This window comes from Pseudomonas sp. LS1212 (assembly GCF_024741815.1).
In the GTDB taxonomy this organism is placed as follows: domain Bacteria; phylum Pseudomonadota; class Gammaproteobacteria; order Pseudomonadales; family Pseudomonadaceae; genus Aquipseudomonas.
The window spans coordinates 5,637,001-5,662,481 of the sequence record NZ_CP102951.1 but is presented as its reverse complement, the minus strand read 5'-3'; the positions used below and the strand labels follow the sequence as shown (position 1 = coordinate 5,662,481).

The window sequence follows — 25,481 nt, the reverse complement described above, 5'->3', positions numbered from 1 at the left end:
CTGCGCATCTACAGAATGGGTGAAATCAGCCTGGCGATGCGCATGCCCAGTTGCTGCAAGCGGTGAGTATCGTGGCTGCTCTCCTTAGTCAGTTCCTGTGCCCGGGAAAAGTCTTCGATCAGCATCGCTTCGACTTCACTGGCGAAGGCCTGGTCCACGGTCAACAGCATGATTTCAAAGTTGAGTCGGAATGAACGATTGTCGAGGTTGGCGCTACCGATTGCGCTGATCTCGCTATCGATCAGAACGACCTTCTGATGCAGGAAACCCGGGGTGTAGCGAAATATGCGCACACCAGCCCGGACCGCCTCGAAGGCAAAGAGACTGGAGGCGGCGTAGACGATCTTGTGGTCGGGTCGCGAGGGCAACAGAATGCGCACGTCCACACCACGCATGACGGCCAGACGCAATGCGGCAAATACGGCTTCATCCGGAATGAAATAGGGGCTGGTTATCCACACTCGCTCGGTCGCGGCATGAATGGCTTCGACAAAAAATAGTGAGCAGCTCTCCTGAGGGTCGGCGGGACCTGTAGCGAGAACCTGGCAAAGCACGCCCTTATCCGGATAGGCATCAGGCAGCAACAGCGGTGGCAGCTTCCTGGATGCCCAGAACCAATCTTCGGCAAACGACTCCTGCAGGCAGGCCGTCACCGGCCCGCAGATTTGTACGTGGGTGTCGCGCCATGGTGACAAGCGAGCGTTACCCCCAAGGTATTCATCGCCGACGTTGTGACCTCCGACGAATCCCTTCACGCCGTCGACGACCACGATCTTGCGGTGGTTGCGGAAGTTGACCTGAAAACGATTCAACCAGCCACGGCGAGTGGCGAACGCTCGGATGTGAACGCCGGCCGCGCGCAGGGTTTCGCTGTAATGGCGGGGAAGGGCGTGACTACCGACGCTGTCATACAGTACATAGATGTCGACGCCTTCGGCGGCCTTTTTCAACAGCAACGACTGTAGCTGGCGCCCGATTTCGTCGTCATGAATGATGAAGAACTGGATCAACACGGTATTGCGAGCTTGGCGGATGGCCTCGAAGATGGCACTGAACGTCGCTTGGCCATTGATCAATAACCGTACTTCGTTATTCGCAAGGCAGGGCATTCGGCCGAGCTTGGGCATGGCACGCAATGATGCGTATGACGTGGAACTGCGCGCAGCGAGTGCCTCTTCGACCCAAGGCCGCCAGTTTAGATCGGCTATAGCAACATGCATTTCCTGGTTGGCCTGGCGTCGAGCCTTGATGTAGGCATCGAAGCTACGCCGGCCGAAAACCAGATAAGGGATGAGCGTCAGGTAGGGGATAAACAGCAAGGATAGCGCCCAGGCAATAGCGCCCTGGGCGGTGCGCACAGTGAGCACCGCGTGAAGGGCGGCGATCACGCCTAATATCTGAACCAGTCCGATCAGATAACCAAAAAAATACGGGCTGTGGTAATCCATACTCATCCTTACTCCTGATGGCTCAGCTGCTAACAAATCATGTTCCAGCGCTGTTGTCTCGATTTAATTATGGCTGCAACGCCGGCCCGATTTTGACGTCTAAACTCATCATCAGCATGACGCTTGGACCTGGGAGTTAACGCATGAATAATCGTCTGACATCGTTGGCACTGCTTGCGTGCCTGGCATCACCTTTTGCTTCTGCACAGATGTTGCAGCCGGGCCTTTGGGAACTGACAACCAGCAACATGCAAGTCGACGGTAAACCGCTTCCGGACATGAAAGTCATGCTTGGCCAATTGGATAATTTGATGTCCCCCGAGCAGCGCGCAATGCTGGAGCAAGGCATGGCCAAGCAAGGCATCACGATGGGCGGCAATGGCATACAAACTTGCCTGACACCCGAACAGGTCAAAACCAACGACATCCCCTTGCAAGACCCACAGTCTGGGTGCAAGCAGCAGATTACCGAGCGCAACGGCAACGTCTGGAAGTTTCGTTTCAGCTGTCCGAAGGCGCAGGGTGCCGGCGAAACTCAGTTCTTGAGTGATAAGGAGTTTCTAACCAAAGTGAACGGCACCTTCAAAGCTTCAGGCACGCAACAGCAAGGCAGCATAGAGTCGCGCGCAGTGTGGAAGGGGCAGGATTGTGGCTCAGTGAAACCGCGCACCTGATTACTGCCTGGAACTTGTTCTGCAGTACCTTGTAACCGCGCACCAGATCTACATTGGTGCGCGCTTCCCTTGCCAGTTCCAACTGCTGCGAGCGACTGCGTCGTGGGCGTGCAAGCTTTCCGCATGGGTAACACGCAGGTTGAAAGCCGAAAGCCAGGGCAGCGTTTTCAAGGCCAGGTTCAGTCGCCGTACGGCATCCTCACAGAACATCAAGTTCTGACCATTGGCCAAGGCAAAAGCCTGTTCGTCTTCGCGTTTTACTGCGGTTTGCACTGCGGTTCCCAACGCCGCTTCGGCTTGATCGATCAACGCCTCAATGGGTAGCTCGCTGACCTCGTCCTGCAAGCGTACCTCCAGCTGGGCAAAACTGCGCTGGCTATGGGGTGTAGCAATCACGCCCTTGGCACTTCCCAACCAGGCCAGCACGTCCTCATGTGCCAGTGAGCGGTTTTCGAAGTCCTGAAGAAATTGTTGTTGGATCAGCTGGCGCGCCAACGCTGCCGAGCAAGGGCAGGTCGATGAATAGCTCACCTCTACGTTTAGTTCCACGTGGAACACTTCTGCGTGGAGTCTGGCAGTCAGCGTTACCGGATAGGCCTTCCAACCGGCTAACGGGCTGATCAGTGCCTGGCGTTTGACCATCACCTCAAAACGTAGCCTCAGGTAAGCGCTGGCCGACATATCGGCATGGCTGTCGAGAAAGCGCTGCAATACCTGGCGTATCAACGCTGGATTCAACGCCTGATGTTCAAAGACCTCCAGCGCCAGGTACAGGCGAGACATATGTATACCCCGCGCCTCTCCACAGTCCAGGCTCACCCCGGCATCGGCACTCCCGCGAACTTGTTGTGCGTGGAACATCAAGGGCAGGGCTATTCCACACATTCCCACCCAGTCCAGCGGCACAGTGTGGTGTGTGAACTGGGCGGCAACGTCGGGAAGCGTCAGATCAGTCATGTCGTTTCATCGGTGGGTGAGAACAGCGCCATGGGTAGGCGCGCAGGTCGGAAGCGTTTGGCAAAAAGTCTGTTGTTTAAAATGCATTGTTATAATATAACATTTAAAAGATGGCGAAATGCAAGACTCTCCAGCGCCAACCCTCTGTCCGACCTAAAGGAATCAGTCATGCCCCACCGTCTACCCGTCACCGTGCTCTCCGGATTTCTAGGGGCTGGCAAAAGTACTTTGCTCAATCATGTTCTGCGCAATCGTGAAAACCTGCGCGTGGCGGTCATCGTCAATGACATGAGCGAAATCAACATCGACGGCACTGAAGTACAACGTAATGTCAGCCTTAATCGTGCCCAGGAGAAGCTCATCGAAATGAGCAATGGTTGTATCTGCTGCACCCTGCGCGAGGACTTGCTTGAAGAAGTTGGCCGTCTGGCGCAGGAGGGGCGTTTCGACTACCTGTTGATTGAGTCGACCGGTATTTCCGAGCCGCTGCCGGTGGCGGAAACCTTCACTTTTCGTGATGAGCAGGGGCGTAGCCTGGCCGACAAGGCCCGGCTCGACACGATGGTGACGGTCGTTGACGGGATGAACTTTCTACTCGACTACCAGGCGGCGCAAAGCCTGGCGTCGCGTGGTGAGACGCTGGGCGAAGAGGATGAGCGTTCCATCACCGACCTGTTGATTGAGCAGGTGGAATTCGCCGATGTGATTTTGCTGAGCAAGATCGACCTGATCAGCGCCCACGAACGTGAAGAGCTGACCTGCATCCTGAAACGACTCAATGCACGAGCCCAGATCATCCCGATGGTCATGGGCCAGGTCCCGCTCGAGCGGATTCTCGACACAGGTCTGTTCGATTTCGAGCGAGCGGCCCAGTCGCCGGGTTGGCTGCAGGAGCTGCGTGGCGAGCATGTGCCGGAAACCGAAGAATTCGGTATTGCCTCGACAGTGTTCCAGGCCCGTAAACCCTTTCATCCAGAGCGTTTCTTTGCATTTCTCAATACGCCCTGGAGCAATGGCAAGCTGTTGCGTTCCAAGGGCTATTTCTGGCTGGCCAGCAAGTACGAGGAAGCGGGCAGCTGGTCCCAGGCCGGAGGCATGCTGCGTCACGGTTTTGCGGGGCGCTGGTGGCGCTTTGTTCCACGCGAGCATTGGCCGCAGGATCAGGAGAGCACCTCGGCTATTTTGAAGAACTGGTCGGCTGAATGCGGGGATTGCCGACAGGAGTTGGTATTTATCGGCCAGCACATCGATTTCGCTCGGCTTGAAGCCGACCTGAACACCTGCCTGCTCAGCAATGCCGAGATGGCTGCCGGGGTCGAAAGCTGGGGTTTGCTGCCGGATCCTTTCGGTGCCTGGCATGATGATGAGGCCGCCTGAGCGCCAGAATGTTGTCCACAGGCTGTGCTTTGAGGTTTATCCATAGTGGATATCCTGGCCATAGGGCATATTGTCCATTCGGGCATCGTGGCGCAGTGTACGCGCCCTCAACCTCCATTCAAGCCAGCGACCATGTTGCAGAACATTCCCACCCATGTCATTGCCGGCCCGCTGGGCGCGGGCAAAACCACCTTGATCCGCCACTTGATGGCGCAACGACCTGCCGGCGAGCGCTGGGCGATCCTGATCAATGAGTTTGGTCAGGTCGGTCTCGATGCTGCGCTGCTGACCACCGCCGACGATGGTATTGCCCTCGGTGAAGTAGCGGGGGGTTGCCTGTGCTGCGTCAACGGTGCCCCCTTCCAGGTGGGGCTTGGTCGCCTGCTGCGCAAGGCACGGCCCGATCGGCTGTTGATAGAGCCCTCCGGTCTCGGGCACCCCTTGCAAGTGATGGCGCAGTTGCGGGAGGCTCCCTGGCAAGGGGTGTTGGCCGTACAACCGGGGGTCATGGTTCTGGATGCACAGGCACTGGCCTGTGGACAACCTTTGCCCGAGGCTCAGCAACAGGCACTGACCAGTGTCGAGCTGTTGATATTGAATAAATCGCACGACCTGGATGTGGATAAACGGTTGTGGATAACCCAGCAGTTGCCATCGGTTGTTCTGCACTGGACCGAACAGGCGAAGTTGCCTTTGTCATTACTTCCCGGAATCCAGGCCAAAGCCGGTTCACCTGTGGATAAGCTCGTATTGCCCCAAGGGCCCGTTCAGATGCCGGCGGCGTGGCTCGATGTTTCCCAGCCGATCATTCAGATTCAGAACAGCGATAAAGGCTGGAGTGTGGGGTGGCGCTGGCATCCGACCCAACGATTCGAACCGGGCAGGGTTCAGTGCTGGCTGGACGGATTGAACTGGCGTCGAGCCAAATTAGTTATCCACAGCACGGCCGACTGGCAGTCGGTCAATGCACTGGACCGACAACCGTTGCACTGGCAGCCGAGCGAATGGCGGCGGGATTCCCGCATCGAGCTGATCTTTACCCAGCCCCAGGATGTTTCTCTACTTGAGCGCGGGTTGCGAGCCTGTTTGGCCGTCTAAGGAAGTCTGGCCGGAATGTGGATAACTTTCAGCCTGTGGATTAATGACGCCAGCGATTGTGTTCCTGGCGCCATTGATTCATTTCGATGACCTCGGCGGTCGGCTGAGGCGGCTTGATCTCGAACGGGTAGGGCGCAAGTTCGATCTGCACGGTATGGGCACCGAACTGGGTAATGGTGCCAGGGTGACGCTGCTCGCCCGTAACCGTGAACTCGAAGTTATACACACGCGCCAATCGACGTCGGCCGTTGGCATCGCGAGCGATGGTGATGCGTTTGAGCGCGACATTGCCATCGAGCAGTTCCAGGTCGAGTTTGGCACAGTGCTGCTTGACCCTCTCCAATGCCTTTTCACGCAAGCCATGGTTGTGCCACAGCCAGGCACCGCCGGTTGCCAGCAACATCAGCACGAACAGATTTCCGAGGGTCAACATTTACGTGTGCTCCGACTTGTTGCTATCAGCTTAACCGCCTCGCCAGTCTGTCGTACAGGCTACATTTAGCGCCATACTGCGCGCCTTGAATTTACCCAATCGCTTCAGGATTCTCGCATGAAACGTACCCCGCACCTGCTCGCTATCCAGTCTCACGTGGTTTTCGGACATGCCGGCAACAGTGCGGCTGTGTTTCCCATGCAGCGGGTGGGCGTCAATGTCTGGGCACTGAACACAGTGCAATTTTCCAATCATACTCAGTATGGCCGGTGGGCCGGAGAAGTGCTGGCGCCGCAACAGATTCCTGCACTGGTGGAGGGAATTGCGACGATTGGTGAGTTGGGCAATTGCGACGCAGTACTGTCAGGTTATCTCGATAGCGCCGAGCAGGGCCGGGCGATCCTCAGTGGTGTGAGCCGAATCAAGGCGGCCAACCCCAGGGCCGTCTACCTGTGTGATCCGGTAATGGGGCATCCGGAGAAGGGCTGCGTAGTATCGGCCGAGGTCAGTGACTTCCTGCTCGAGGAAGCGGTGGCGATGGCCGATTATCTCTGCCCGAATCAATTGGAGCTGGACAGTTTCTCAGGGCGTCGCGCCGAATCGCTGGAGGATTGCGTGGGCATGGCTCGGGCGCTGCTGGCGCGCGGGCCAAGGGCCGTACTGGTCAAGCATCTGGCTTATCCCGGCAAGCCGGAAGAATACTTTGAAATGCTGCTGGTGACGGCTGAAGGCAGTTGGCATCTACGCCGGCCATTGCTGGCCTTTCCTCGTCAGCCGGTAGGGGTGGGGGACCTGACTTCCGGCTTGTTCCTGGCGCGCGTACTGCTGGGTGATGAGCTGCTGGCCGCGTTTGAATTCACTGCTGCTGCGGTCCATGAGGTGCTGCTCGAAACTCAGGCCTGCGCCAGCTATGAGCTGGAACTGGTGCGGGCCCAGGACCGGATCGTTCATCCGCGGTTGCGTTTCGAGGCCAGACGCCTGCCAGCTTATAGCGCGTCGGCCTTGAGTTCCTGATAGCGCTTTTCCAGCTCCTGGCGAATCTGCCGACGTTGCTTGCCCTGGATGTACCGGCGTTTTTCTTCGCTGGTTTGCGGTTGCAGAGGTGGCACTGCAGCCGATTTGCGGTCGTCATCGACGGCAACCATGGTGAAGAAGCAGCTGTTAGTGTGGCGCACCGAGCGCTCGCGGATGTTCTCCGTGACCACCTTGATGCCTACCTCCATCGAGGTGTTGCCGGTGTAGTTGACCGATGCCAGGAAGGTCACCAGTTCACCGACATGAATCGGTTCGCGAAAAATCACCTGATCGACCGACAGCGTGACCACATACCGGCCCGCATAGCGGCTCGCGCAGGCGTAGGCGACTTCGTCGAGATATTTGAGCAGTGTCCCGCCGTGCACATTGCCAGAAAAGTTGGCCATGTCCGGAGTCATCAGGACGGTCATCGACAACTGGGCGTTTCCAGGTTCCATAGTGTGCTCACGGTAAGGTTGCGGTGATGTCGGGGCGGCACCTGATACTGGTGCGTCTATCCCCATTACGAGTCCCATCTAAATCGGGACGCTGGCCGATCCCTTGCCGTCACGCCATTCGCGCCATTTCATGAGGCTAAATGGTCGATCTGTTTCCATATATTGCACTGCATTTTTGCAGACGAGGGCGGTGTTAACCTGATCGAGCCCATGGAGTTGGCGTTCCTACATTTAAAACAGTAAATACCCGCAACTCAATCAGTCATTTCTCTGAGGTCGCTGCGGGCCGGTCCTATGCATTGAACAAGGAGTCTCACACCGTGCATGCCATCAGTTTCATTCAGGACTTGGCGGTGATCATGCTGGTCGCCGGTGTTGTGACAATCCTTTTCCATCGCTTCAAGCAGCCTGTGGTGCTGGGCTACATCGTCGCCGGCTTGATCATCGGCCCGCATACACCGCCGTTCGCGCTCATCGACGATGAGGAAACGATCAAGACCCTGGCAGAGCTCGGGGTGATCCTCCTGATGTTCTGCCTGGGCCTGGAATTCAGCCTGCGCAAACTGTTCAAGGTCGGCGCCACTGCATTCATTGCCGCATTCCTGGAAATCGTATTGATGATCTGGATCGGCTTTGAGATCGGCCGCTGGTTCGAATGGAGCACCATGGATTCGCTGTTTCTTGGCGCAATCCTGGCGATTTCCTCGACCACAATCATCGTCAAGGCACTCAATGACCTGAAGATGAAAAACCAGCGCTTCGCGCAATTGATCTTCGGCGTGCTGATTGTCGAAGACATCCTCGGTATAGGCATCATCGCCTTGCTTTCGGGGATCGCGGTCAGTGGTGCGGTCAGTTCCGGCGAGGTGTTCTCTACGGTCGGCAAGCTGTCGCTGTTCATGATCGTGGCACTGGTCATCGGCATTTTGCTGGTGCCACGCCTGCTTGCCTATGTGGCGAAGTTCGAAAGCAACGAGATGCTGCTGGTGACGGTCCTGGGCCTGTGCTTCGGCTTCTGCCTGTTGGTAGTCAAGCTTGAATACAGCATTGTGCTGGGCGCCTTCCTGATCGGCGCGATCATGGCAGAATCACGCGAACTGCTGAAAATAGAACGTCTGATCGAACCCATTCGCGACATGTTCAGTGCAATCTTTTTTGTCGCCATCGGCTTGATGATCGACCCGCTCATCCTGCTCGACTACACCTGGCCGATCATCGTGATTACTGTCGCGGTGGTGCTGGGCAAGATGCTGTCTTGCGGCCTGGGCGCATTCATTGCCGGCAACGATGGTCGTACGTCCTTGCGAGTTGGAATGGGGCTGTCCCAGATTGGCGAGTTTTCCTTCATCATCGCAGCGCTGGGCATTACCTTGCAGGTCACCAGCGATTTTCTCTACCCGGTTGCGGTAGCCGTCTCGGCGATCACGACGCTGCTGACGCCTTATCTGATCCGTGCCGCCGATCCGTTGTCGCTGAAGCTCGCCGCTGTCATGCCCAGGCGCGTAGCCAGGGTGTTCGGACTCTACGGTGAATGGTTGCGCAGCATCCAGCCCCATGGCCAGGGTGCGCTGTTGGCATCGATGATCAGGCGCATTCTGCTGCAGGTCATGGTCAACCTGGCGTTGGTGGTGGCGATTTTCATCAGCGGTGGTTTTTTTGCCGAGCGCATCGGCACTTACCTGGATGAATGGTTCCGCGACCCTGGTTGGCAGAAAGCCTTGATCTGGGGCGCGGCGCTGCTGCTGTCCCTGCCGTTTTTGATTGCGGCCTATCGCAAACTCAAGGCGCTTTCGATTTTGCTCGCGGAGATGGGGGTCAAGCCGGAAATGGCCGGCCGGCATACCCAGCGCGTGCGACGGGTTATCGCCGAAGTGATTCCACTGCTGTCCTTGCTGGTGATTTTCCTGCTGCTGGCGGCGTTATCCGCCAGCATTCTGCCGACCAGCGAGCTATTGCTGCTGGTGATCGTCGTTGCTGCCATCATCGCCGCAGTGCTTTGGCGATGGTTTATCCGGGTGCATGCGCGGATGCAGATCGCGCTGCTGGAGACCCTGGAAAACAACCACCAGAACGACTCTGGGCACTAGGGCGTCAGCTTTCCAGCCAGACGTCCCGAGCCCAATGCCAGACGGACTCCCAACTCTCTTCTGTGACGAGTTCTTCTTCGCCGGACCACAGCACCACGGTGCCGTCTTCCTCGACGCAGTAGTAGTCGTCACCATCCTGGCAGATGGGAATCAGCTCTCGCGGTACACCCATATCCCAGGCGGTGGCCGCGACCTCGGGAAGGTAGGTGTGTGACTGCGGGTCGGTGACGGTGACCGGTTCGAGACTGCCGTAGACGACGTCACTGACGGTCAGCAGGAATTCCTTGAAGACGAAAGGAATATTGATGAACAACTGTTCTTCGATCTCGACCAGTAGATCCTCGTCCGGCAACTCGAGGGGGACCGGTACGGGTTCATTGGCTTCTCGGAGCTGTTCGATGACTTCTTCCACGGCATTTTTCCTCTGACCAGATGCGCGCTGCGGTTTATACCTTAGCTGCATATTAGTGCAATGGTAAAAATGCAAAACCCCGGACATGTCCGGGGTTTTTTTGTGCAATGCCTCAAGCTCAGCCGTTCTGGCGGATACCTGCGACCAGCCAAGGCTGGTTGTCGCCAGGGGCACGTTCCATGTTCCAGCTTTCGCTGAAAATTTCACCCTGGTCGAAGCGGGAGGTTTTCGACACACCGCTGAAGGTCAGGGTGGCGATGGTCTTGTCGGCGCGGTCATCCACACCTTCGAGTTGCACTTGCAGGTTATCGATGTAAGTGGCCTGGAAGCCGTCACCGAGGTCAGCGCGTTCCTTCTTCAGGAACTGCAGCATTTGCGGGGTCACGAACTCGGCGATCTTGTCCATTTCGTTGGCGTCCCAGTGCTGTTGCAACGACTGGAAGTGGCTGCGGGCAGCTTCGAGGAAGCGCTGTTCGTTGAACCAGGCGGGTGCGTTGATGACCGGGCGAGCGGCCGCTGCCGGTGCTGACGAACCACCAAAGATTGAAGGCTGGGCAGGTTGCTCAAACGCTTCACGCTGGAAGGGGGCGTGGCCGGCAGGGGCCATTTGTGCCTGATGCTTGCGGCGACGCGCGGCGATGAAGCGGAACACCAGGAAGGCAATTACTGCCATGATCAGGATGTCGAAGATCTGCATGCCGTCGAAGCCATCGCCCATGAACATGGACGCGAGCAGGCCGCCCGCGGCGATACCGGCCAGTGGCCCGAGCCAGCGCGATGCACCGCTGGCAGCAGGTGCGCGGCCAGGAACGGCTGAAGTGGCGCCTGGAGTTGTTGAAGCGGTTGGCGCAGCCTGTTGGGTCTGGTGGGTTGGGGCCGAGCCGCTGCTTTTGCCGCCGCCGAAGCGCTTGGCCTGGGCGTCGATGCTCAGCGTCAGGCCGATGCACAGCGCCAGGGCGATGCTAAGAAAACGTTGCATAAGGGATTTCCCATTGGTGGATTGCACGCGCGTCATGTTGCACAGATGTGGGGAGCATGACCAGCGACATAATGTTTCCAGCTTTTGCCTAAATGGATGACATCCATATATTCCTTGGGCTGTCGTCCTGTTCATTTAGTTCTGCGTGAAGCCGTTGGTCTGATCGTAAGACATTAAATCAGCGACGCCACGCCAGCAGTACCACACCCGCTGTGATCAGACAGATGCCGGCCCACTGACGCAGATCGAGTTTCTCGCCAAGCAAGGTCACGCCCAAAACCGCCACCAGCACCACGCTGAGTTTGTCTACCGGTGCGACCAGCGAGGCTTGACCCAGCTGCAACGCGCGAAAATAGCAAATCCACGAAGCGCCGGTGGCCAGTCCTGACAGCGTCAGAAACACATAGCTGCGCGGCGAGATCGAACTCAAGGATTGATATTGGCCCGTTGCATAAAGAATCAAGCCCAGGCTGACGAGAACGACGAGGGTTCGCAGGAGCGTGGCGAAGTCTGAATTGATTCCGCTGACGCCGACCTTGGCGAAAATGGTGGTCAAGGCGGCAAACGCCGCCGAGAGCAGGGCCCAGAATGTCCATGAAGAGAAAAAACCTGTGCCCATGCGCCTTGCCCTCACGAGATGGTGAGGGTCAGATCGCTTCCAGCTTGGCATAGCCAAGCATCAGCCACTTGCTGCCCTCGGAGAAATTCACCTGCACGCGCGCCTGCGCGCCCGAGCCTTCAAAGTTGAGAATCACGCCTTCGCCGAACACCGAGTGCTGGACACGCTGCCCCAGGTTGAACTCGGTCTGCGGAATGTTCGCGCCGCCAAACAGGCTGCTGGAGTTCTGCTTCTGGCCGGAGCCGAACGGGCGACTGACACTGTTGGACAAGCGCACTTCCTGGATCAGACCGCTCGGAATCTCCCGGACGAAACGCGATACCTTGTTGTAGGTTTCGCTACCGTACAGGCGACGTGTTTCAGCGTAGGTCATGACCAGTTGTTGCATGGCCCGGGTAATGCCGACATAGGCCAGGCGGCGTTCTTCTTCAAGCCGGCCAGGTTCTTCCAGGCTCATCTTGTGCGGGAACAGGCCTTCTTCCATGCCCACCAGGAACACGTACGGGAACTCAAGGCCCTTGGCGCTGTGCAGCGTCATCAATTGCACGCTGTCTTCGTGCTCATCGGCCTGGGCATCGCCGGCTTCCAGCGAGGCATGGCCGAGGAAGGCGGCAAGTGGCGTGAGATCGGCGTCTTCTTCGGCGCTTTCAAAGTTACGCGCGGCGCTGACCAGTTCCTCGAGGTTTTCTACCCGGGCCTGGCCCTTTTCGCCCTTTTCTTCCTGGTGATAGGTAATCAGGCCGGACTGTTCGATGACCGTCTGGGTCATCAGGTGCAGCGGCATGTCCATGACCTTCGCCGCGAGGTTCTCGATCAGCTCGATAAAGGCACCCAGCGCATTGGCGGCGCGACCTGTCAGGCCTTTATTGGCGATCAGCAGGCGCATCGATTCCCACATCGACACTTCGGCGTGGCGCGCATGTTCGCGAATCGCTTCGACGGTTTTCTCGCCGATGCCCCGTGGCGGCACGTTGATGACACGCTCCAGCGCCGCATCGTTACCGCGCCCTTCGAGCACCCGCAGGTAAGCCATGGCGTTCTTGATCTCGGCGCGCTCGAAGAAGCGCTGGCCGCCGTAGATCCGGTAGGGAATTCGCTCGCGCAGCAGCGCTTCTTCAAGCACCCGCGACTGGGCGTTGGAGCGATAGAGAATGGCAATTTCGCTGCGTGCCAGGCCGGTTTTCAAGGCGCTTTCAATGGTTTCGACGACATAACGGGCTTCGTCATGTTCGTTGAATGCCGCATACAGGCTCAGTGGCTCGCCTTCGCCGTCGTCGGTCCACAGCTCTTTGCCCAGGCGACCGCTGTTGTTGGCGATCAGTGCGTTGGCCGCCTTGAGGATACCGGCCGTGGAGCGGTAGTTCTGCTCCAGGCGGATCATCTCGGCGTCAGGGAAATCAGCACTGTACTGATGAATGTTCTCGATTTTTGCGCCGCGCCAGCCATAGATCGACTGGTCGTCATCGCCCACTACCATCAGGCTCTCGCCACCCTGGGCAAGCAGGCGCAACCAGGCGTACTGCACGGCGTTGGTATCCTGGAACTCGTCCACCAACAGGTGTCGGAATCGCCGCTGGTAGTGTTCCAGCAAGCCGGGATGATCGCGCCACAGGTCCAGGGCGCGCAGCAGCAGCTCGGAGAAGTCAATGACGCCGGCACGCTGGCAAGCCGCCTCGTAGGCCTCGTAGATCGAGCGCATGGTCGCCAGGAACAGATCGCCGCTGGCCTGGATGTGTTGCGGGCGCAGGCCTTCATCCTTTTGCCCGTTGATGAACCACTGGGCCTGGCGGGCTGGCCAGCGCTGTTCGTCCAGGCCCAGCTCGCGGATGACCCGCTTGACCAACCGCTGCTGGTCGTCGCTGTCGAGGATCTGGAAGTTCTGGTTCAGCCCGGCTTCCTGCCAGTGCGCCCGCAGCAAGCGGTGCGCCAGGCCGTGGAAAGTGCCAACCCACATGCCGGCCGGGTTGATACCCATCAACTGCTCGATACGCTGACGCATCTCGGCGGCAGCCTTGTTGGTGAAGGTCACCGACAGGATCGAGTGGGGGGAGGCCTGCTCCACCTGGATCAACCAGGCAATGCGGTGCACCAGCACACGGGTTTTACCGGAGCCAGCACCGGCCAGGACCAACTGACGGCCACGAGAAGCCGCTACGGCCTGTCGTTGGGCATCGTTGAGTGAGTTCAGCAGAAGGGAGAGGTCATCGCGCATCCGGCCATTTTAGGGTGCGAGGGGAGGCAGGGGCAAACCCCGCATGCATCGACCTGCATAAAAGTGGAAGAAGGCGACCGATCGGTCATTGGCTGCAGGCGTTGCTACACCTGGCTTGACTGCCTGGCAGCCGAGTTCGTTGTCCTTTCATCGGCCTACTTTTATGACGCAGGGTTGTTTGGTCTGCGCACTTGCTTGTGTATGCTCGTTTCACGTTTGAGGCTCACCATTATAAGAATATTGCCCATGACTCTTAGCTCTGGCTCTGCGGATGCTCAGCGCAGCACCCGCAAGCAATACGCCACGCAGCTGGCCGTCGAGCGCACCCGCCTGCTTTATCAGGGCTCGTTGTTGCCGACGCTGTTCATGCTGCTCAACGGTCTGGTTTGCGCCTGGCTGCTCTGGAGCCCGCAGCGTTATCTGCTGGTCAGCATCTGGCTGGTCTGGTTGATGGCGCTGGTCGCGCTGCGGGTCATTCAGGTTGCGGCGTTCGATTCGGCTATCCCTGACCGTCAAGCTCAGCCGAGCTGGCGTCGAATGTTCCTGCTGGGGTCCGCCTTCAGTGGTTTGACCCTGGCCAGCGCCGCGATTGCGCTGGTGCCTGTGGATAACTTTGTACAGCAGGCCTGGGTATTTGGCCTGCTGGGGGCTGCCACACTGTCGGCCAGCATCGCATATGCGGTGAGTCTGCCCGCCTTCCTCAGCTTTGTCTTGCCATGCCTGTTGCCACCCATTGCCTATCTATTCTGGAAGGCTGATGAAGTACAGCAAGGCTGGGGCTGGCTCGGGTTGATTCTGTTGGGGTCGTTGTCGGTGGTGGCCTGGCAGGTCAATCGGCTGATCGAGCGGGGTTTGCTGCGGCGCTTCCAGAATCAGGAGCTGATCGATCACTTGCAACAGGCCCAGAGCCACAGCGAGCGGTTGAATCTGGAGCTGGAGCGGGAAATTGAACAACGTCGCGGGGTAGAAGAAGAGCTGCGCCAAGCCCAGGTCGGGCTCGAGTCGCGAGTGGCCGAGCGCAGCCGTGAGCTGGATCTGGCCAACCAGGCCTTGAGCAAGAGCGAGGAACGCCTGGCCCTGGCACTCAAGGCCAGCGAGCTTGGGCTGTGGGACTGGAACCTGCAGACCGATGAAGTCCACCACACGCAACTCAAGGAGCTTTTCGGCCTGGAGCCGGAGCAGGTCAAGGCCATGCTGGCCGATCTCAAGCCCCGGCTGCACCCTGAAGACCTGCCGCTGCTCAAGCGAGCCCTGGTGGAACACCTCAAGGGGCGAACCGAAGACTATTGCAGCGAATACCGGGTACGCCACAGTGATGGCCATTGGCGCTGGATCCAGGACCGCGGGCGAGCTGTCGAGCGTGGCCGAAGGGGCCAGGTCATTCGCATGCTCGGAACCCGTCGCGATATCAGTGTCGGCAAGGCTCAGGAAGAACAACTGCAGTTGGCGGCCACCGTATTCGAAGCGGCCAGCGAAGGCATCGTGATCTTCGATCCTGACTATCGTTTGCGGGCGGTGAACCAGGCTTTCAGCAAGCTCACCGGTTTTACCCGGGAAGAGGTGTTGGGCCGCAGCGTGGTCGAATTGCCGTGCAGTCGCGATGCACGTCGCCATTATCAGGTCATTCATCAGGCGCTGGAGCAACACGGCAGCTGGCAGGGCGAGCTGGTTGAAACCCGCAAGAACGGCGACTTTTATCCACAATGGCTGCAATTGAACGTGGTGCGCGATTCACGAGGAAAAGTCGCGCATATTGTGGGGTTCTTCGCCGATCTTTCAGCCCGGCGAGAATCCGAAGAGCGCATGCGGTACCTGACGCATTACGATGAGTTGACCGGGCTGGCCAACCGTTCGCTGTTCAAGGAGCGCCTGCAAGAGGCCAGCCAGCGCGTTCGCCAGGGCGGGCGCAGCCTGGCCTTGCTCCATATCGATCTGGACCGCTTCAAGCTGCTCAATGAAAGCCTCGGTCATGAGGTCGCCGATCAGTTGCTCAAGCAGATGGCACGCCGTATCAGCAACGCCCTGCCGGAAGCGGATACCATCGCCCGACTCTCCGGCGACGAGTTCGCCGTGCTGTTCGATGCCTATGGCAGCCTGTCGAGCCTGGCTCGGGTCGCCAGCCGCTTGCTCGATAAATTGCGCGCCCCGCTGAGCGTGGTCGATCACGAGTTGGTAATCAGCGCCTCGGTCGGCATCAGCCTGTTGCCCGATAACGCGCGGGAAATCACTGCGCTGGTCAGCCAGGCGAACATGGCCATGCAACACGCCAAGCACCTAGGTGGCAACAACTTCCAGTTTTATACCCAGAGTCTGCAAGCCAGTACGGTGGAGCGGCTGCAGCTGGAGAACCAACTGCGCAAGGCTATCGAGGAACGGCAGCTGGAGGTCTTCTATCAACCCAAGCTGTGCCTGGCCACCGGCCGACTCGAGGCTGCAGAGGCACTGGTGCGTTGGCGTCACCCGCAATGGGGTCTGGTGCCGCCAGGCAATTTTATCGGGCTGGCCGAAGAAACCGGGTTGATCGGGCCCATTGGCGAATTCGTCCTGCGGCAAGCTTGCTGGCAGGCCTGCGAGTGGCAGCGCCAGGGGCATGAGCCGATACGGGTATCGGTGAATCTGTCGGTGCATCAACTGCGTCAGGGCAAGCTGGTCAGCCTGGTGCGCCAGGTGCTGGAAGAAAGCGGCCTGGCCCCGGGGCTCCTGGAGCTGGAGTTGACCGAAAGCCAGCTGCTCGACAATGTCGAACACATCATCGCCAGCTTCAGGCAGCTGCACGAACTGGGCGTTAAGCTTGCCATCGACGACTTCGGCACCGGCTACTCATCCCTGAGCTACCTCAAGCGTTTCCCGGTGGACTACGTCAAAATCGATCAAACCTTCATTCGCGGCCTGCACGAAGGCAGCGAAGACGCTGCGATCACTCGGGCAATCATCGCCATGGCCCACAGCCTGGAACTGAAAGTCGTCGCCGAAGGTGTCGAGACCCACGAGCAGCTGGCTTTCCTCAAGGCCCAGCACTGTGATGAGGTGCAGGGCTATCTGATCAGCCATCCGCTGGAGGCGCAGGCCTTGGCCGGGCTTCTGGCAGGTGTATATCAGTTCTGACTGAACCAGGCCCGGCCCTGGTGCTCGAGCAGGGTATGGGCCTGGTCCGGCCCGGTCGACCCGGCAGGGTAGGGGCGCGGGCTCTGAAAGTACTCTTGCCAGCCGGTCAGGATCGGGTCGATCCAGGCCCAGGCGGCTTCCACCTCGTCGCGTCGCATGAACAGCGTCGAATCACCTTCCAATACGTCCAGCAGCAGGCGCTCATAGGCGTCCCAGCGGCGTTTCTGGTTGAAGGCCCGGGCCAGGTTCAAGTCCAGCTCGACCGGCTCCAGGCGCATGCCTTTGCCGGGCGTCTTGGTCATCAGTTGCAGGCTGATGCGCTCGTCAGGCTGCAACTGGATTACCAACAAGTTGGTCTGACAGCCTTCGAACAGGCGGTGGGGGACGGGCTTGAACTGGATGACGATCTGCGATGACTTTTTCGCCAGCCGTTTACCGGTTCGCAGAAAGAACGGGACGCCAGCCCAGCGCCAATTGTTGATTTGCACTTGAACGGCGACAAAGGTTTCAGTATCGCTGTCGTTGTCGACATTTTTCTCGAAATAGTAGGCCGGGACCTCCTGACCGCCGATCTTGCCCGCGGTGTACTGCCCGCGCACCGTCTTGTCCTGGACATCCTGGCCGGTGATGGACTTGAGGTCCTTGAGTACCTTGACCTTCTCGTCACGCACGGACTCGGCATCGAAGTGCGCCGGTGCTTCCATGGCCACCAGGCAGAGCAGCTGCAACAGGTGGTTCTGGACCATGTCACGCATTGCCCCGGAACGGTCGTAGTAGCCGCCGCGGTTTTCCACACCCAGGGTCTCACAGACGCTGATCTGCACGTGATCGACGTGAGCACCGCGCCACAATGGCTCGAACAAGGCATTGGCAAACCGCAGAGCCATGAGGTTCTGCACGGTTTCCTTGCCCAGGTAGTGGTCGATGCGAAACACCTGGGACTCCTGGAACACCGAGCCAATGGCGGTATTGATGGCCTTGGCCGACTCCAGTGAATGGCCGATGGGCTTTTCCAGCACGATGCGGGATTCGTGGTCAGCCAGCCCGGCGACTTGCATGTGGGTGGCAATAGGCGCGAAAAGCTCCGGGGCGGTTGCCAGGTAGTAGATACGCATGAGGCCGCCGGGTTCGCCGAGAAACCTGGCCAGTCGGCCAAAGTCGGCGCTTTGCGAAGCGTCCATCGGAAAGTAGTCGAGGCGCGCGGCAAAACGCTTCCAGACATCGTTATCGAAGTCGGCCCTGGCTACCTGGGCGCGGCAGCGACGTTCGGCCAGTAATTGAAAATCGCGGCGTGGCAAATGGCTGCGGGCCAGGGCGATGATGCGCACCTCCGGGTGCAGCCGATCGTCGCGATACAGGTGGTAGAGCGCTGGGAGCAGCTTGTGCAAGGCCAGATCTCCGGTCCCGCCGAAGATCAGAATGTCGCAGGGGATGGTCAACGCAGCAACTCTCCGAGTTCGTTTAGCTGGGCGGGCCGCAGGTCATGTAGTATAACTACAAGAAAGCTACATCCCGGTCTGCCGATCATAACCGAGTCCTGTCCATTGAATCTGTTGCAACACATCGCCCAGTCGCGCCATCTGTTACGCAAGTCGGAGCTCAAGGTTGCCGACCATGTGCTGCTTGACCCGGCGGCCGTAATGCATAGCTCCATGGCCGATCTTGCCCACAGCGTCGGGATCAGCGAGCCGACCATCGTGCGTTTTTGCCGTGCGATCGGCTGTTCCGGGTTCCAGGACCTGAAGCTCAAGCTCGCGCAAAGCCTGGCGGCAGGTGCCAGCTTTGGCCAGTTTGCGATTCATGAAGACGATTCGGTTGCCGACTACAGCCTGAAAATTTTCGACACCACGCTACATACCCTGATGGAAGTGCGCGAGCACCTCGATCCGCACGCCTTGCAGCGCGCCGTGACCGCCATGGCCCAGGCCCAGCGCGTCGAGTTCTACGGCTTCGGCGCGTCCGGCGCGGTAGCAGCCGATGCCCAGCACAAGTTCTTTCGCTTGCTGCTCACCGCCGCCGCCTACTCCGACCCGCACATGCAGGCCATGTCGGCAGTCACGCTCAAGCCTGGCGATGTGGCGATCTGCATTTCCCAGTCCGGCCGTTCCAAGGACTTGCTGATCACCGCCAACCTGGTGCGCGAGAGCGGGGCGACGCTGATCACCCTGTGCCCGAGCCAGACGCCGCTGGCAGAGCTGTCGACCGTCAACCTGGCAATCGATGTGCATGAGGACACCGAGATCTACACCCCGCTGACCTCGCGTATCGCTCACCTGGTGGTAATCGACGTGTTGGCGATGGGGGTTGCCATGGCCCGTGGCCCGAGCCTGGTCAACCACCTCAAGAGCGTCAAGCGCAGTCTGCGCAGCCTGCGTCTGTCACCCAAGTCCGTGAAAGCCCTGGACGACTGAGTCTGTCCGGCCTTCACGCGCCTGCCGCAAAGCGTTCATCGATTTGTCATTGGCTTGCCGCCAAATAGTCATTGCACAGGTGGAACCTGTAGCTCCCGCACTCGAACTGGGAGATCAGCAATGGCTCGTTATTTCGATGGTTCGCAACAGAGCACCAGCAAGACCCGTCGGCAGCAGGAAGATCAACGGCGCATGGAATTTCGCCGGGCGATCGAGAGTTACTCCGAGCAGCGTCAACTGCTTCAGGAAATCGCCGATTACCCCGAACTGCAATCGATCAATCTTTGGCAGGTATCGGCGGTAAATGCCCCGAAAAGCGCTCAACCAGCGCGCTGATTTGCGCACGTTCGCTACGGATGAACGCTAAAAAGGCCAACGCCACCGGCGACAACCGCTTGGCTTTGGCCTGCACCACGCACCAGCTTCGATAAAGCGGCAGTTCCTCGACCGGCAGCTCACGCAGAATGCCCGTGGCCAGCTCCAGATTGAGCGCGTGGCGTGTCAGCAAGGCCAGGCCCAGGCCGGCAATCACGCACTCGCGCTGGGCATCGGCCGAAGCGACCTCCAGCGTCTGGGTGAAATGCACGCGCTTGTCCTTGAAGAACTCTTCACAGGCCTTGCGGGTTCCCGATCCCTGTTCGCGAATCAGTAGGGTATGAGGTTCCAGGTCCTGCAAGCGCAGGCTGTCGAGCTTGCACAGCGGATGGTCGGGCGGGGCCACTGCAACGATCGGGTTGTTCAAGAAGGGCACGAACTCAAGGCCCATGTCCTGGGGCACCATGGACATGATGATCAAGTCGTCGCGGTTATCCGACAGCCGCCTGATCGCCTGGGCCCGATTGACTACCGTCAGGTTCAGGTTCACATCTGGATGCTGTTTCTTGAATGCAGCGAACAGGTGCGGGACGAAATACTTCGCGCTGGACTCCACCGCCAGCTTGAGTTGCCCCTGCAGCGAGCCCTGCATGTCCGAGAGTTGCATGTCGAAGCTTTCCAGGCGCCCGAAGATATCCCGGCTGGCGCGTTGCAAGGCTTCTGCGGCCTCGGTCAGGTAAAGTTTCTTACCCACATATTCGAAAAGTGGCTGCCCAACCAGCTCCTCAAGCTGACGAATCTGCAGGCTGACGGCGGGTTGCGTCAGTGCCATTTCGTCGGCTGCCCGGCTGTAGGAGCGTAGATCGCAGACTTCGTTGAAGATCTGCAACTGACGCAATGTCATACGCATCAATGACTTACGCATTTTCTTCTCGATTTTGCAAAGGCCTTTCGCTCGACTATAAGCTTTTGCTAATGCCTGACCTAACAAATATTGATTTTTGTTTATCGACCAGTAGCGCTAGGGTGATTATGCGACTGGCCAGCGAGGCTTGGTCACGCGCCGACCGGCTTTTCCGGTTCGTTTGTTTCATCGGTCGAGGAAATTCCAGTGATAAAAAAGATCCTGATCGCCAACCGTGGTGAAATTGCCGTACGGATCGTGCGTGCCTGCGCCGAGATGGGCATTCGCTCGGTAGCGATCTATTCCGACGCCGATCGGCATGCCTTGCATGTCAAACGTGCCGACGAAGCCCACAGTATCGGTGCCGAGCCGTTGGCTGGCTACCTGAACCCACGCAAGCTGGTGAACCTGGCAGTGGAAACCGGTTGTGATGCGCTGCATCCCGGTTATGGCTTCCTCTCGGAAAACGCCGAGCTGGCGGTTATCTGTGCCGAGCGTGGAGTCAAGTTCATCGGGCCGGCTGCCGAAGTCATCCGCCGCATGGGCGACAAGACCGAGGCGCGCCGCAGCATGATCAAGGCCGGCGTACCGGTTACGCCTGGCACTGAAGGCAACGTCGCCGATATTGAAGAAGCCCTGAGCGAAGGTGAACGGATCGGTTATCCGGTCATGCTCAAGGCCACCTCCGGTGGTGGCGGTCGCGGCATTCGTCGCTGCAACAGCCGCGAAGAACTGGAACAGGCATTCCCTCGGGTTATTTCCGAAGCAACCAAGGCGTTTGGTTCGGCCGAAGTGTTCCTGGAAAAGTGCATCGTCAACCCGAAACACATCGAAGCGCAGATTCTCGGCGACAGCTTTGGCAATGTGGTGCACCTGTTCGAGCGCGATTGCTCGATCCAGCGTCGTAACCAGAAGCTGATCGAAATCGCCCCGAGCCCGCAGCTGACCCCGGAACAGCGCGCCTACATCGGCGATCTGTCCGTGCGCGCGGCCAAGGCAGTGGGCTACGAGAACGCCGGTACCGTGGAGTTCCTGCTCGCCGATGGCGAAGTGTACTTCATGGAAATGAACACCCGGGTGCAGGTCGAACACACCATCACCGAGGAAATCACCGGCATCGATATCGTCCGTGAGCAGATCCGCATCGCGTCCGGGCTGCCGCTATCGGTGAAGCAGGAAGATATCCAGCACCGCGGCTTTGCCCTGCAGTTCCGGATCAACGCCGAAGACCCGAAAAACAACTTCCTGCCGAGCTTCGGCAAGATCACTCGCTATTACGCGCCCGGCGGTCCTGGCGTGCGAACCGATACGGCAATCTACACCGGCTACACCATTCCGCCGTACTACGACTCCATGTGCCTGAAACTGGTGGTGTGGGCGTTGACCTGGGAAGAAGCCATGGATCGCGGTTTGCGGGCCCTGGATGACATGCGCGTGCAAGGGGTCAAGACCACTGCCGCCTACTACCAGGAAATCCTGCGCAATCCGGAATTCCGTAGCGGCCAGTTCAATACCAGCTTCGTCGAAAGCCATCCTGAACTGACCAACTACTCGATCAAGCGCAAACCCGAAGAGCTGGCCCTGGCCATCGCCGCCGCCATCGCCGCCCACGCAGGCCTGTGAGGAATACCATCATGACCAAGAAAATCCACGTTACCGACACAATCCTGCGCGACGCCCACCAGTCCCTGTTGGCGACCCGCATGCGCACCGAAGACATGCTGCCGATCTGCGAAAAGCTCGACAAGGTCGGCTACTGGTCGTTGGAAGTCTGGGGCGGCGCGACCTTCGACGCCTGCGTGCGCTTCCTCAAGGAAGACCCGTGGGAGCGCCTGCGTAAACTGCGCGCCGCACTGCCCAACACCCGTCTGCAAATGCTCCTGCGTGGGCAGAACCTGCTCGGCTATCGTCACTACAGCGATGACGTGGTCAGGGCGTTTGTCGCCAAGGCGGCGGTCAATGGCATCGACGTGTTCCGTATCTTCGACGCCATGAACGACGTGCGTAACCTGCGCGTAGCCATCGAGGCCGTCAAAGCCGCCGGCAAGCACGCCCAAGGCACCATCGCCTACACCACCAGCCCGGTGCACACCATCGAAGCGTTCGTGGCCCAGGCCAAGCAAATGGAAGCCATGGGTTGTGACTCGATCGCGATCAAGGACATGGCCGGGCTGCTGACCCCATACGCCACCGGTGAGTTGGTCAGGGCACTGAAGGCCGAGCAATCGCTGCCGGTGTTTATCCACTCTCACGATACCGCTGGCCTGGCCGCCATGTGCCAGCTCAAGGGCATTGAAAACGGCGCCGATCATATCGATACCGCGATCTCCAGCTTCGCCTGGGGCACCAGCCATCCGGGTACCGAGTCGATGGTTGCAGCGCTTAAAGGCAGCGAGTTCGACACCGGCCTGGATCTGGAGCTGTTGCAAGAGATCGGCCTGTACTTCTATGCCGTGCGCAAGAAGTATCACCAGTTCGAGAGTGAGTTCACCGCTGTCGACACCCGCGTGCAGGTCAACCAGGTACCTGGTGGGATGATCTCCAACCTGGCCAACCAGCTCAAAGAGCAGGGCGCCCTGAACCGCATGAGTGAAGTGCTGGCGGAAATCCCGCGGGTGCGTGAAGACTTGGGCTTCCCGCCGCTGGTGACCCCGACTTCGCAGATCGTCGGTACCCAGGCGTTCTTCAACGTACTGGCCGGCGAGCGCTACAAGACCATCACCAACGAAGTGAAGCTGTACCTGCAAGGCGGTTACGGCAAGGCGCCGGGCGTGGTCAACGAGAATCTGCGCCGTCAGGCCATCGGCAGCGAAGACGTGATCGACGTGCGTCCTGCCGACCTGCTCAAGCCGGAAATGACCAAGCTGCGCACCGACATCGGCAACCTGGCCAAATCCGAAGAGGACGTGCTGACCTACGCCATGTTCCCGGACATCGGGCGCAAGTTCCTTGAAGAGCGTGAAGCCGGCACCCTGGCGCCTGAAGTGCTGCTGCCGATTCCGGAAGCGGGCGGTGTCAGCCCGGCCGGAGGCGAAGGCGTACCGACCGAATTCGTCATCGATGTGCACGGTGAAACCTACCGCGTCGACATCACCGGCGTCGGCGTCAAGGCCGAAGGCAAGCGTCACTTCTACCTGTCCATCGACGGCATGCCTGAAGAGGTGGTGTTCGAACCGCTCAACGAATTCGTCGGCGGCGGCATCGGCAAGCGCAAGCAGGCCAGCGAGCCAGGTCACATCAGCACCACCATGCCCGGCAACATCGTCGATGTTCTGGTCAAGGAAGGCGATGTGGTCAAGGCTGGCCAGGCCGTGCTGATCACCGAAGCGATGAAGATGGAGACCGAAGTGCAGGCACCGATCGCCGGCAAGGTCACCGCCATTCATGTGGCCAAAGGCGACCGCGTCAATCCGGGTGAGATCCTGATCGAAATCGAGGGCTGATACGGGCTTCGGTTGTAACGATTTACCTCTGGGGAGCAAATGCTCCCCTTTTTTTTTTTGCGTGATCCTCGCGTTCGTTTACTCGACCCCATGAAGGGCCATCACTTCCTGGCATCTAAGAAAGGCAATGTGCCATTGGGCAGAACGGTGGAGGGTAATACACCATTCCAACGCTCGGCCTTCGTCAGTTCAACCAGATTCTGGTTGCTCGCCAACGCCTGGGCTCTTGCCTTGATCGCATCCGCTTCTGCATCGCCACGCAGTCGGGTTGCCTCGGCATCGGCTCTTGCCTGAGCGACTTTGGAGTCAGCTTCCGCCTGTGCTTGTGTAATACGGATTTGCGCCTGAACCTGTTCGGTAGCCAGCATTTGCTCGCGGGTTTTCACTTCAACTTCTGCTTTCATACGTAGTGCGATAGAGCGCTCATAGTCGTCGCTGAAATCGATGTTTTCAACTTGAACACTATCGATAACGACAGGGCCTGCAACGGCATCCTTGATCGCTTTGGATACATCCGTCACAAACTTTCCGCGCTGCTGCACTGCAGTTACCGCATTGTATTGCCCGAAGACATTCTCAACCTGCGTCGGAACCTGTCGGCTGATCAACCTGGAGACGAGACCCTCCAGGTCCTGATACTGGGTGTAAACCTTGGCGACTTCGCTGGGCTCTACATGCCATGAAACCGAGACATTCAGCGTGGCGGTCTGTTGGTCCTTGCTGTACGCGGTAAGGGCTCGGTAGGTCGTTGCCTGACTCTGCACGGAGATGGATTTTACTGTCTCAATGAGCGGGATTTTGAACGCCAGGCCGGGTTCAATCACTCCAACAAGGGCGCCATTGCGCAGCAGTACCCCACGTTCAGTCTCATCCACGGTATACCAGGCGCTAAAAAATACGCCTATAAGGATCGCAATAGCGACAAAACCGGCAAAGAATTTCACTTTAAGCATATGCATGGTTGTTTCCTTAATCAATGCAAGGGTCTCGCTCGCAGCGAGTGGTGAAGGAAACGATGGAGGTGCCGTTCTATTTGATCCAGTACATATACTTGCCCACGCTCCATAGAGCTATCATGAAGATAAAAAGCATGCATCCGGAGTTATAGATAATAGAAATTCTACGCTTCAGCACCTTCGGAAAATTTTTTATGTCGACTGGATCTGCATCCCCCCGTCTAATAAATATGTTAGGAAAGGAAAGCAAGTTTGAAACGTTCCCCATTAAAATAATGTGTTCAATCATACCCTTGATTTCGGAGGGGTCTTGGTATCCGATCAACTTGCAATTTGAAAGATGTTTGATTATTTCATGTTTTTTTGTGTATGTTGTATGAATCCATGCGATTATGGTAATGAGTATTAAGAAAAAAACTAAAGCCCAGCATATGCTGTAAATTTCCTCGGCGCTGAGCATTATTATTTGGTCCATTCATAAACTGTTTTACCTAATATTTCCCCGCCTTCCTCCCCAAACATTCCGCCCGCTGTAGCTCCAATCCCAACAACAACGATGCCACAGATGAGTCCCCCCAC

General features: G+C 58.5%; 21 protein-coding genes. 10 read left to right on the top strand and 11 right to left on the bottom strand.

The window, feature by feature from the left end; translation table 11 throughout:
- Window positions 1-8: 8 nt before the first annotated feature.
- On the bottom strand, window positions 9-1,448 hold the full coding sequence (gene cls, locus NVV94_RS26535) for a cardiolipin synthase (RefSeq protein WP_258447836.1): 1,440 nt from the start codon (window positions 1,446-1,448) through the stop codon (window positions 9-11).
- 143 nt (window positions 1,449-1,591) lie between these two features.
- Between cls and NVV94_RS26530 the strand changes: the two genes are divergently transcribed.
- Window positions 1,592-2,122 carry a DUF3617 domain-containing protein gene (locus NVV94_RS26530; protein WP_258445219.1) on the top strand — a complete coding sequence of 177 codons (531 nt, stop codon included), beginning with the start codon at window positions 1,592-1,594 and terminating at the stop codon, window positions 2,120-2,122.
- 48 nt (window positions 2,123-2,170) lie between these two features.
- Here the strand turns inward: NVV94_RS26530 and folE2 are convergent, their stop codons facing one another.
- A complete protein-coding gene (gene folE2 / locus NVV94_RS26525) occupies window positions 2,171-3,079 on the bottom strand; it encodes a GTP cyclohydrolase FolE2 (protein ID WP_258445218.1) in 909 nt (302 codons plus the stop codon).
- Window positions 3,080-3,247: 168 nt separating this feature from the next.
- Between folE2 and zigA the strand changes: the two genes are divergently transcribed.
- Both zigA and NVV94_RS26515 read left to right on the top strand, forming a co-directional pair.
- A complete protein-coding gene (gene zigA / locus NVV94_RS26520; protein ID WP_258445217.1) occupies window positions 3,248-4,456 on the top strand; it encodes a zinc metallochaperone GTPase ZigA in 1,209 nt (402 codons plus the stop codon).
- A gap of 132 nt (window positions 4,457-4,588) precedes the next feature.
- Window positions 4,589-5,554, top strand: coding sequence for a GTP-binding protein (locus NVV94_RS26515; RefSeq protein WP_258445216.1), 966 nt, complete (start codon window positions 4,589-4,591; stop codon window positions 5,552-5,554).
- Between the two features lie 40 nt (window positions 5,555-5,594).
- Here NVV94_RS26515 and NVV94_RS26510 read toward each other — a convergent pair whose 3' ends face one another.
- The gene (locus NVV94_RS26510) at window positions 5,595-5,987 is read right to left on the bottom strand and encodes a DUF3301 domain-containing protein (protein WP_258445215.1); all 393 of its coding nucleotides are present in this window, start codon (window positions 5,985-5,987) and stop codon (window positions 5,595-5,597) included.
- A gap of 117 nt (window positions 5,988-6,104) precedes the next feature.
- Here NVV94_RS26510 and pdxY point away from each other — a divergent pair, with 117 nt between their 5' ends.
- Complete coding sequence (gene pdxY / locus NVV94_RS26505; RefSeq protein WP_258445214.1) at window positions 6,105-7,001, top strand: pyridoxal kinase PdxY; 897 nt, start codon at window positions 6,105-6,107, stop codon at window positions 6,999-7,001.
- Here the strand turns inward: pdxY and NVV94_RS26500 are convergent.
- Window positions 6,974-7,459 carry an acyl-CoA thioesterase gene (locus tag NVV94_RS26500; protein WP_258445213.1) on the bottom strand — a complete coding sequence of 162 codons (486 nt, stop codon included), beginning with the start codon at window positions 7,457-7,459 and terminating at the stop codon, window positions 6,974-6,976. The genes pdxY and NVV94_RS26500 overlap by 28 nt on opposite strands.
- 320 nt (window positions 7,460-7,779) lie before the next feature.
- Between NVV94_RS26500 and NVV94_RS26495 the strand changes: the two genes are divergently transcribed.
- The gene (locus tag NVV94_RS26495) at window positions 7,780-9,546 is read left to right on the top strand and encodes a cation:proton antiporter (protein WP_258445212.1); all 1,767 of its coding nucleotides are present in this window, start codon (window positions 7,780-7,782) and stop codon (window positions 9,544-9,546) included.
- A gap of 4 nt (window positions 9,547-9,550) precedes the next feature.
- Here NVV94_RS26495 and NVV94_RS26490 read toward each other — a convergent pair whose 3' ends face one another.
- From NVV94_RS26490 to uvrD, 4 genes are all read right to left on the bottom strand, one after another.
- A complete protein-coding gene (locus tag NVV94_RS26490; protein ID WP_258445211.1) occupies window positions 9,551-9,958 on the bottom strand; it encodes an SMI1/KNR4 family protein in 408 nt (135 codons plus the stop codon).
- Between the two features lie 118 nt (window positions 9,959-10,076).
- Window positions 10,077-10,937, bottom strand: a complete 861-nt coding sequence (locus NVV94_RS26485) for a Tim44 domain-containing protein (protein WP_258445210.1) — start codon at window positions 10,935-10,937, stop codon at window positions 10,077-10,079.
- A gap of 178 nt (window positions 10,938-11,115) precedes the next feature.
- The gene (locus NVV94_RS26480) at window positions 11,116-11,556 is read right to left on the bottom strand and encodes an EamA family transporter (protein ID WP_258447835.1); all 441 of its coding nucleotides are present in this window, start codon (window positions 11,554-11,556) and stop codon (window positions 11,116-11,118) included.
- 28 nt (window positions 11,557-11,584) lie between these two features.
- Window positions 11,585-13,768, bottom strand: coding sequence for a DNA helicase II (gene uvrD, locus NVV94_RS26475; protein WP_258445209.1), 2,184 nt, complete (start codon window positions 13,766-13,768; stop codon window positions 11,585-11,587).
- Between the two features lie 246 nt (window positions 13,769-14,014).
- Here uvrD and NVV94_RS26470 point away from each other — a divergent pair, with 246 nt between their 5' ends.
- Window positions 14,015-16,873 carry an EAL domain-containing protein gene (locus NVV94_RS26470; protein WP_258445208.1) on the top strand — a complete coding sequence of 953 codons (2,859 nt, stop codon included), beginning with the start codon at window positions 14,015-14,017 and terminating at the stop codon, window positions 16,871-16,873.
- Here the strand turns inward: NVV94_RS26470 and zwf are convergent.
- Window positions 16,864-18,312, bottom strand: a complete 1,449-nt coding sequence (gene zwf, locus NVV94_RS26465; RefSeq protein WP_258445207.1) for a glucose-6-phosphate dehydrogenase — start codon at window positions 18,310-18,312, stop codon at window positions 16,864-16,866. The two genes, NVV94_RS26470 and zwf, sit on opposite strands and share 10 nt — an antisense overlap.
- 105 nt (window positions 18,313-18,417) lie before the next feature.
- On the opposite strand from zwf, the gene hexR reads away from it, so the two are divergent.
- Complete coding sequence (gene hexR, locus NVV94_RS26460; RefSeq protein ID WP_258445206.1) at window positions 18,418-19,284, top strand: transcriptional regulator HexR; 867 nt, start codon at window positions 18,418-18,420, stop codon at window positions 19,282-19,284.
- A gap of 120 nt (window positions 19,285-19,404) precedes the next feature.
- Entirely contained in the window at window positions 19,405-19,620 is a 216-nt protein-coding gene (locus NVV94_RS26455) for a PA3496 family putative envelope integrity protein (protein WP_258445205.1), read from the top strand.
- Here the strand turns inward: NVV94_RS26455 and NVV94_RS26450 are convergent.
- Window positions 19,562-20,509 (bottom strand): LysR family transcriptional regulator, encoded by a 948-nt coding sequence (locus NVV94_RS26450; protein WP_258447834.1) that lies wholly within the window; start codon window positions 20,507-20,509, stop codon window positions 19,562-19,564. The genes NVV94_RS26455 and NVV94_RS26450 overlap by 59 nt on opposite strands.
- A 201-nt stretch (window positions 20,510-20,710) precedes the next feature.
- Between NVV94_RS26450 and NVV94_RS26445 the strand changes: the two genes are divergently transcribed.
- Window positions 20,711-22,126: an acetyl-CoA carboxylase biotin carboxylase subunit gene (locus tag NVV94_RS26445; RefSeq protein WP_258445204.1), complete on the top strand. Its 1,416-nt coding sequence runs from the start codon at window positions 20,711-20,713 to the stop codon at window positions 22,124-22,126.
- Window positions 22,127-22,137: 11 nt separating this feature from the next.
- On the top strand, window positions 22,138-23,946 hold the full coding sequence (oadA, locus tag NVV94_RS26440) for a sodium-extruding oxaloacetate decarboxylase subunit alpha (protein WP_258445203.1): 1,809 nt from the start codon (window positions 22,138-22,140) through the stop codon (window positions 23,944-23,946).
- A 101-nt stretch (window positions 23,947-24,047) separates the two neighbouring features.
- Here the strand turns inward: oadA and NVV94_RS26435 are convergent, their stop codons facing one another.
- A complete protein-coding gene (locus tag NVV94_RS26435; protein WP_408733439.1) occupies window positions 24,048-24,905 on the bottom strand; it encodes an SPFH domain-containing protein in 858 nt (285 codons plus the stop codon).
- Window positions 24,906-25,481 lie beyond the last annotated feature (576 nt).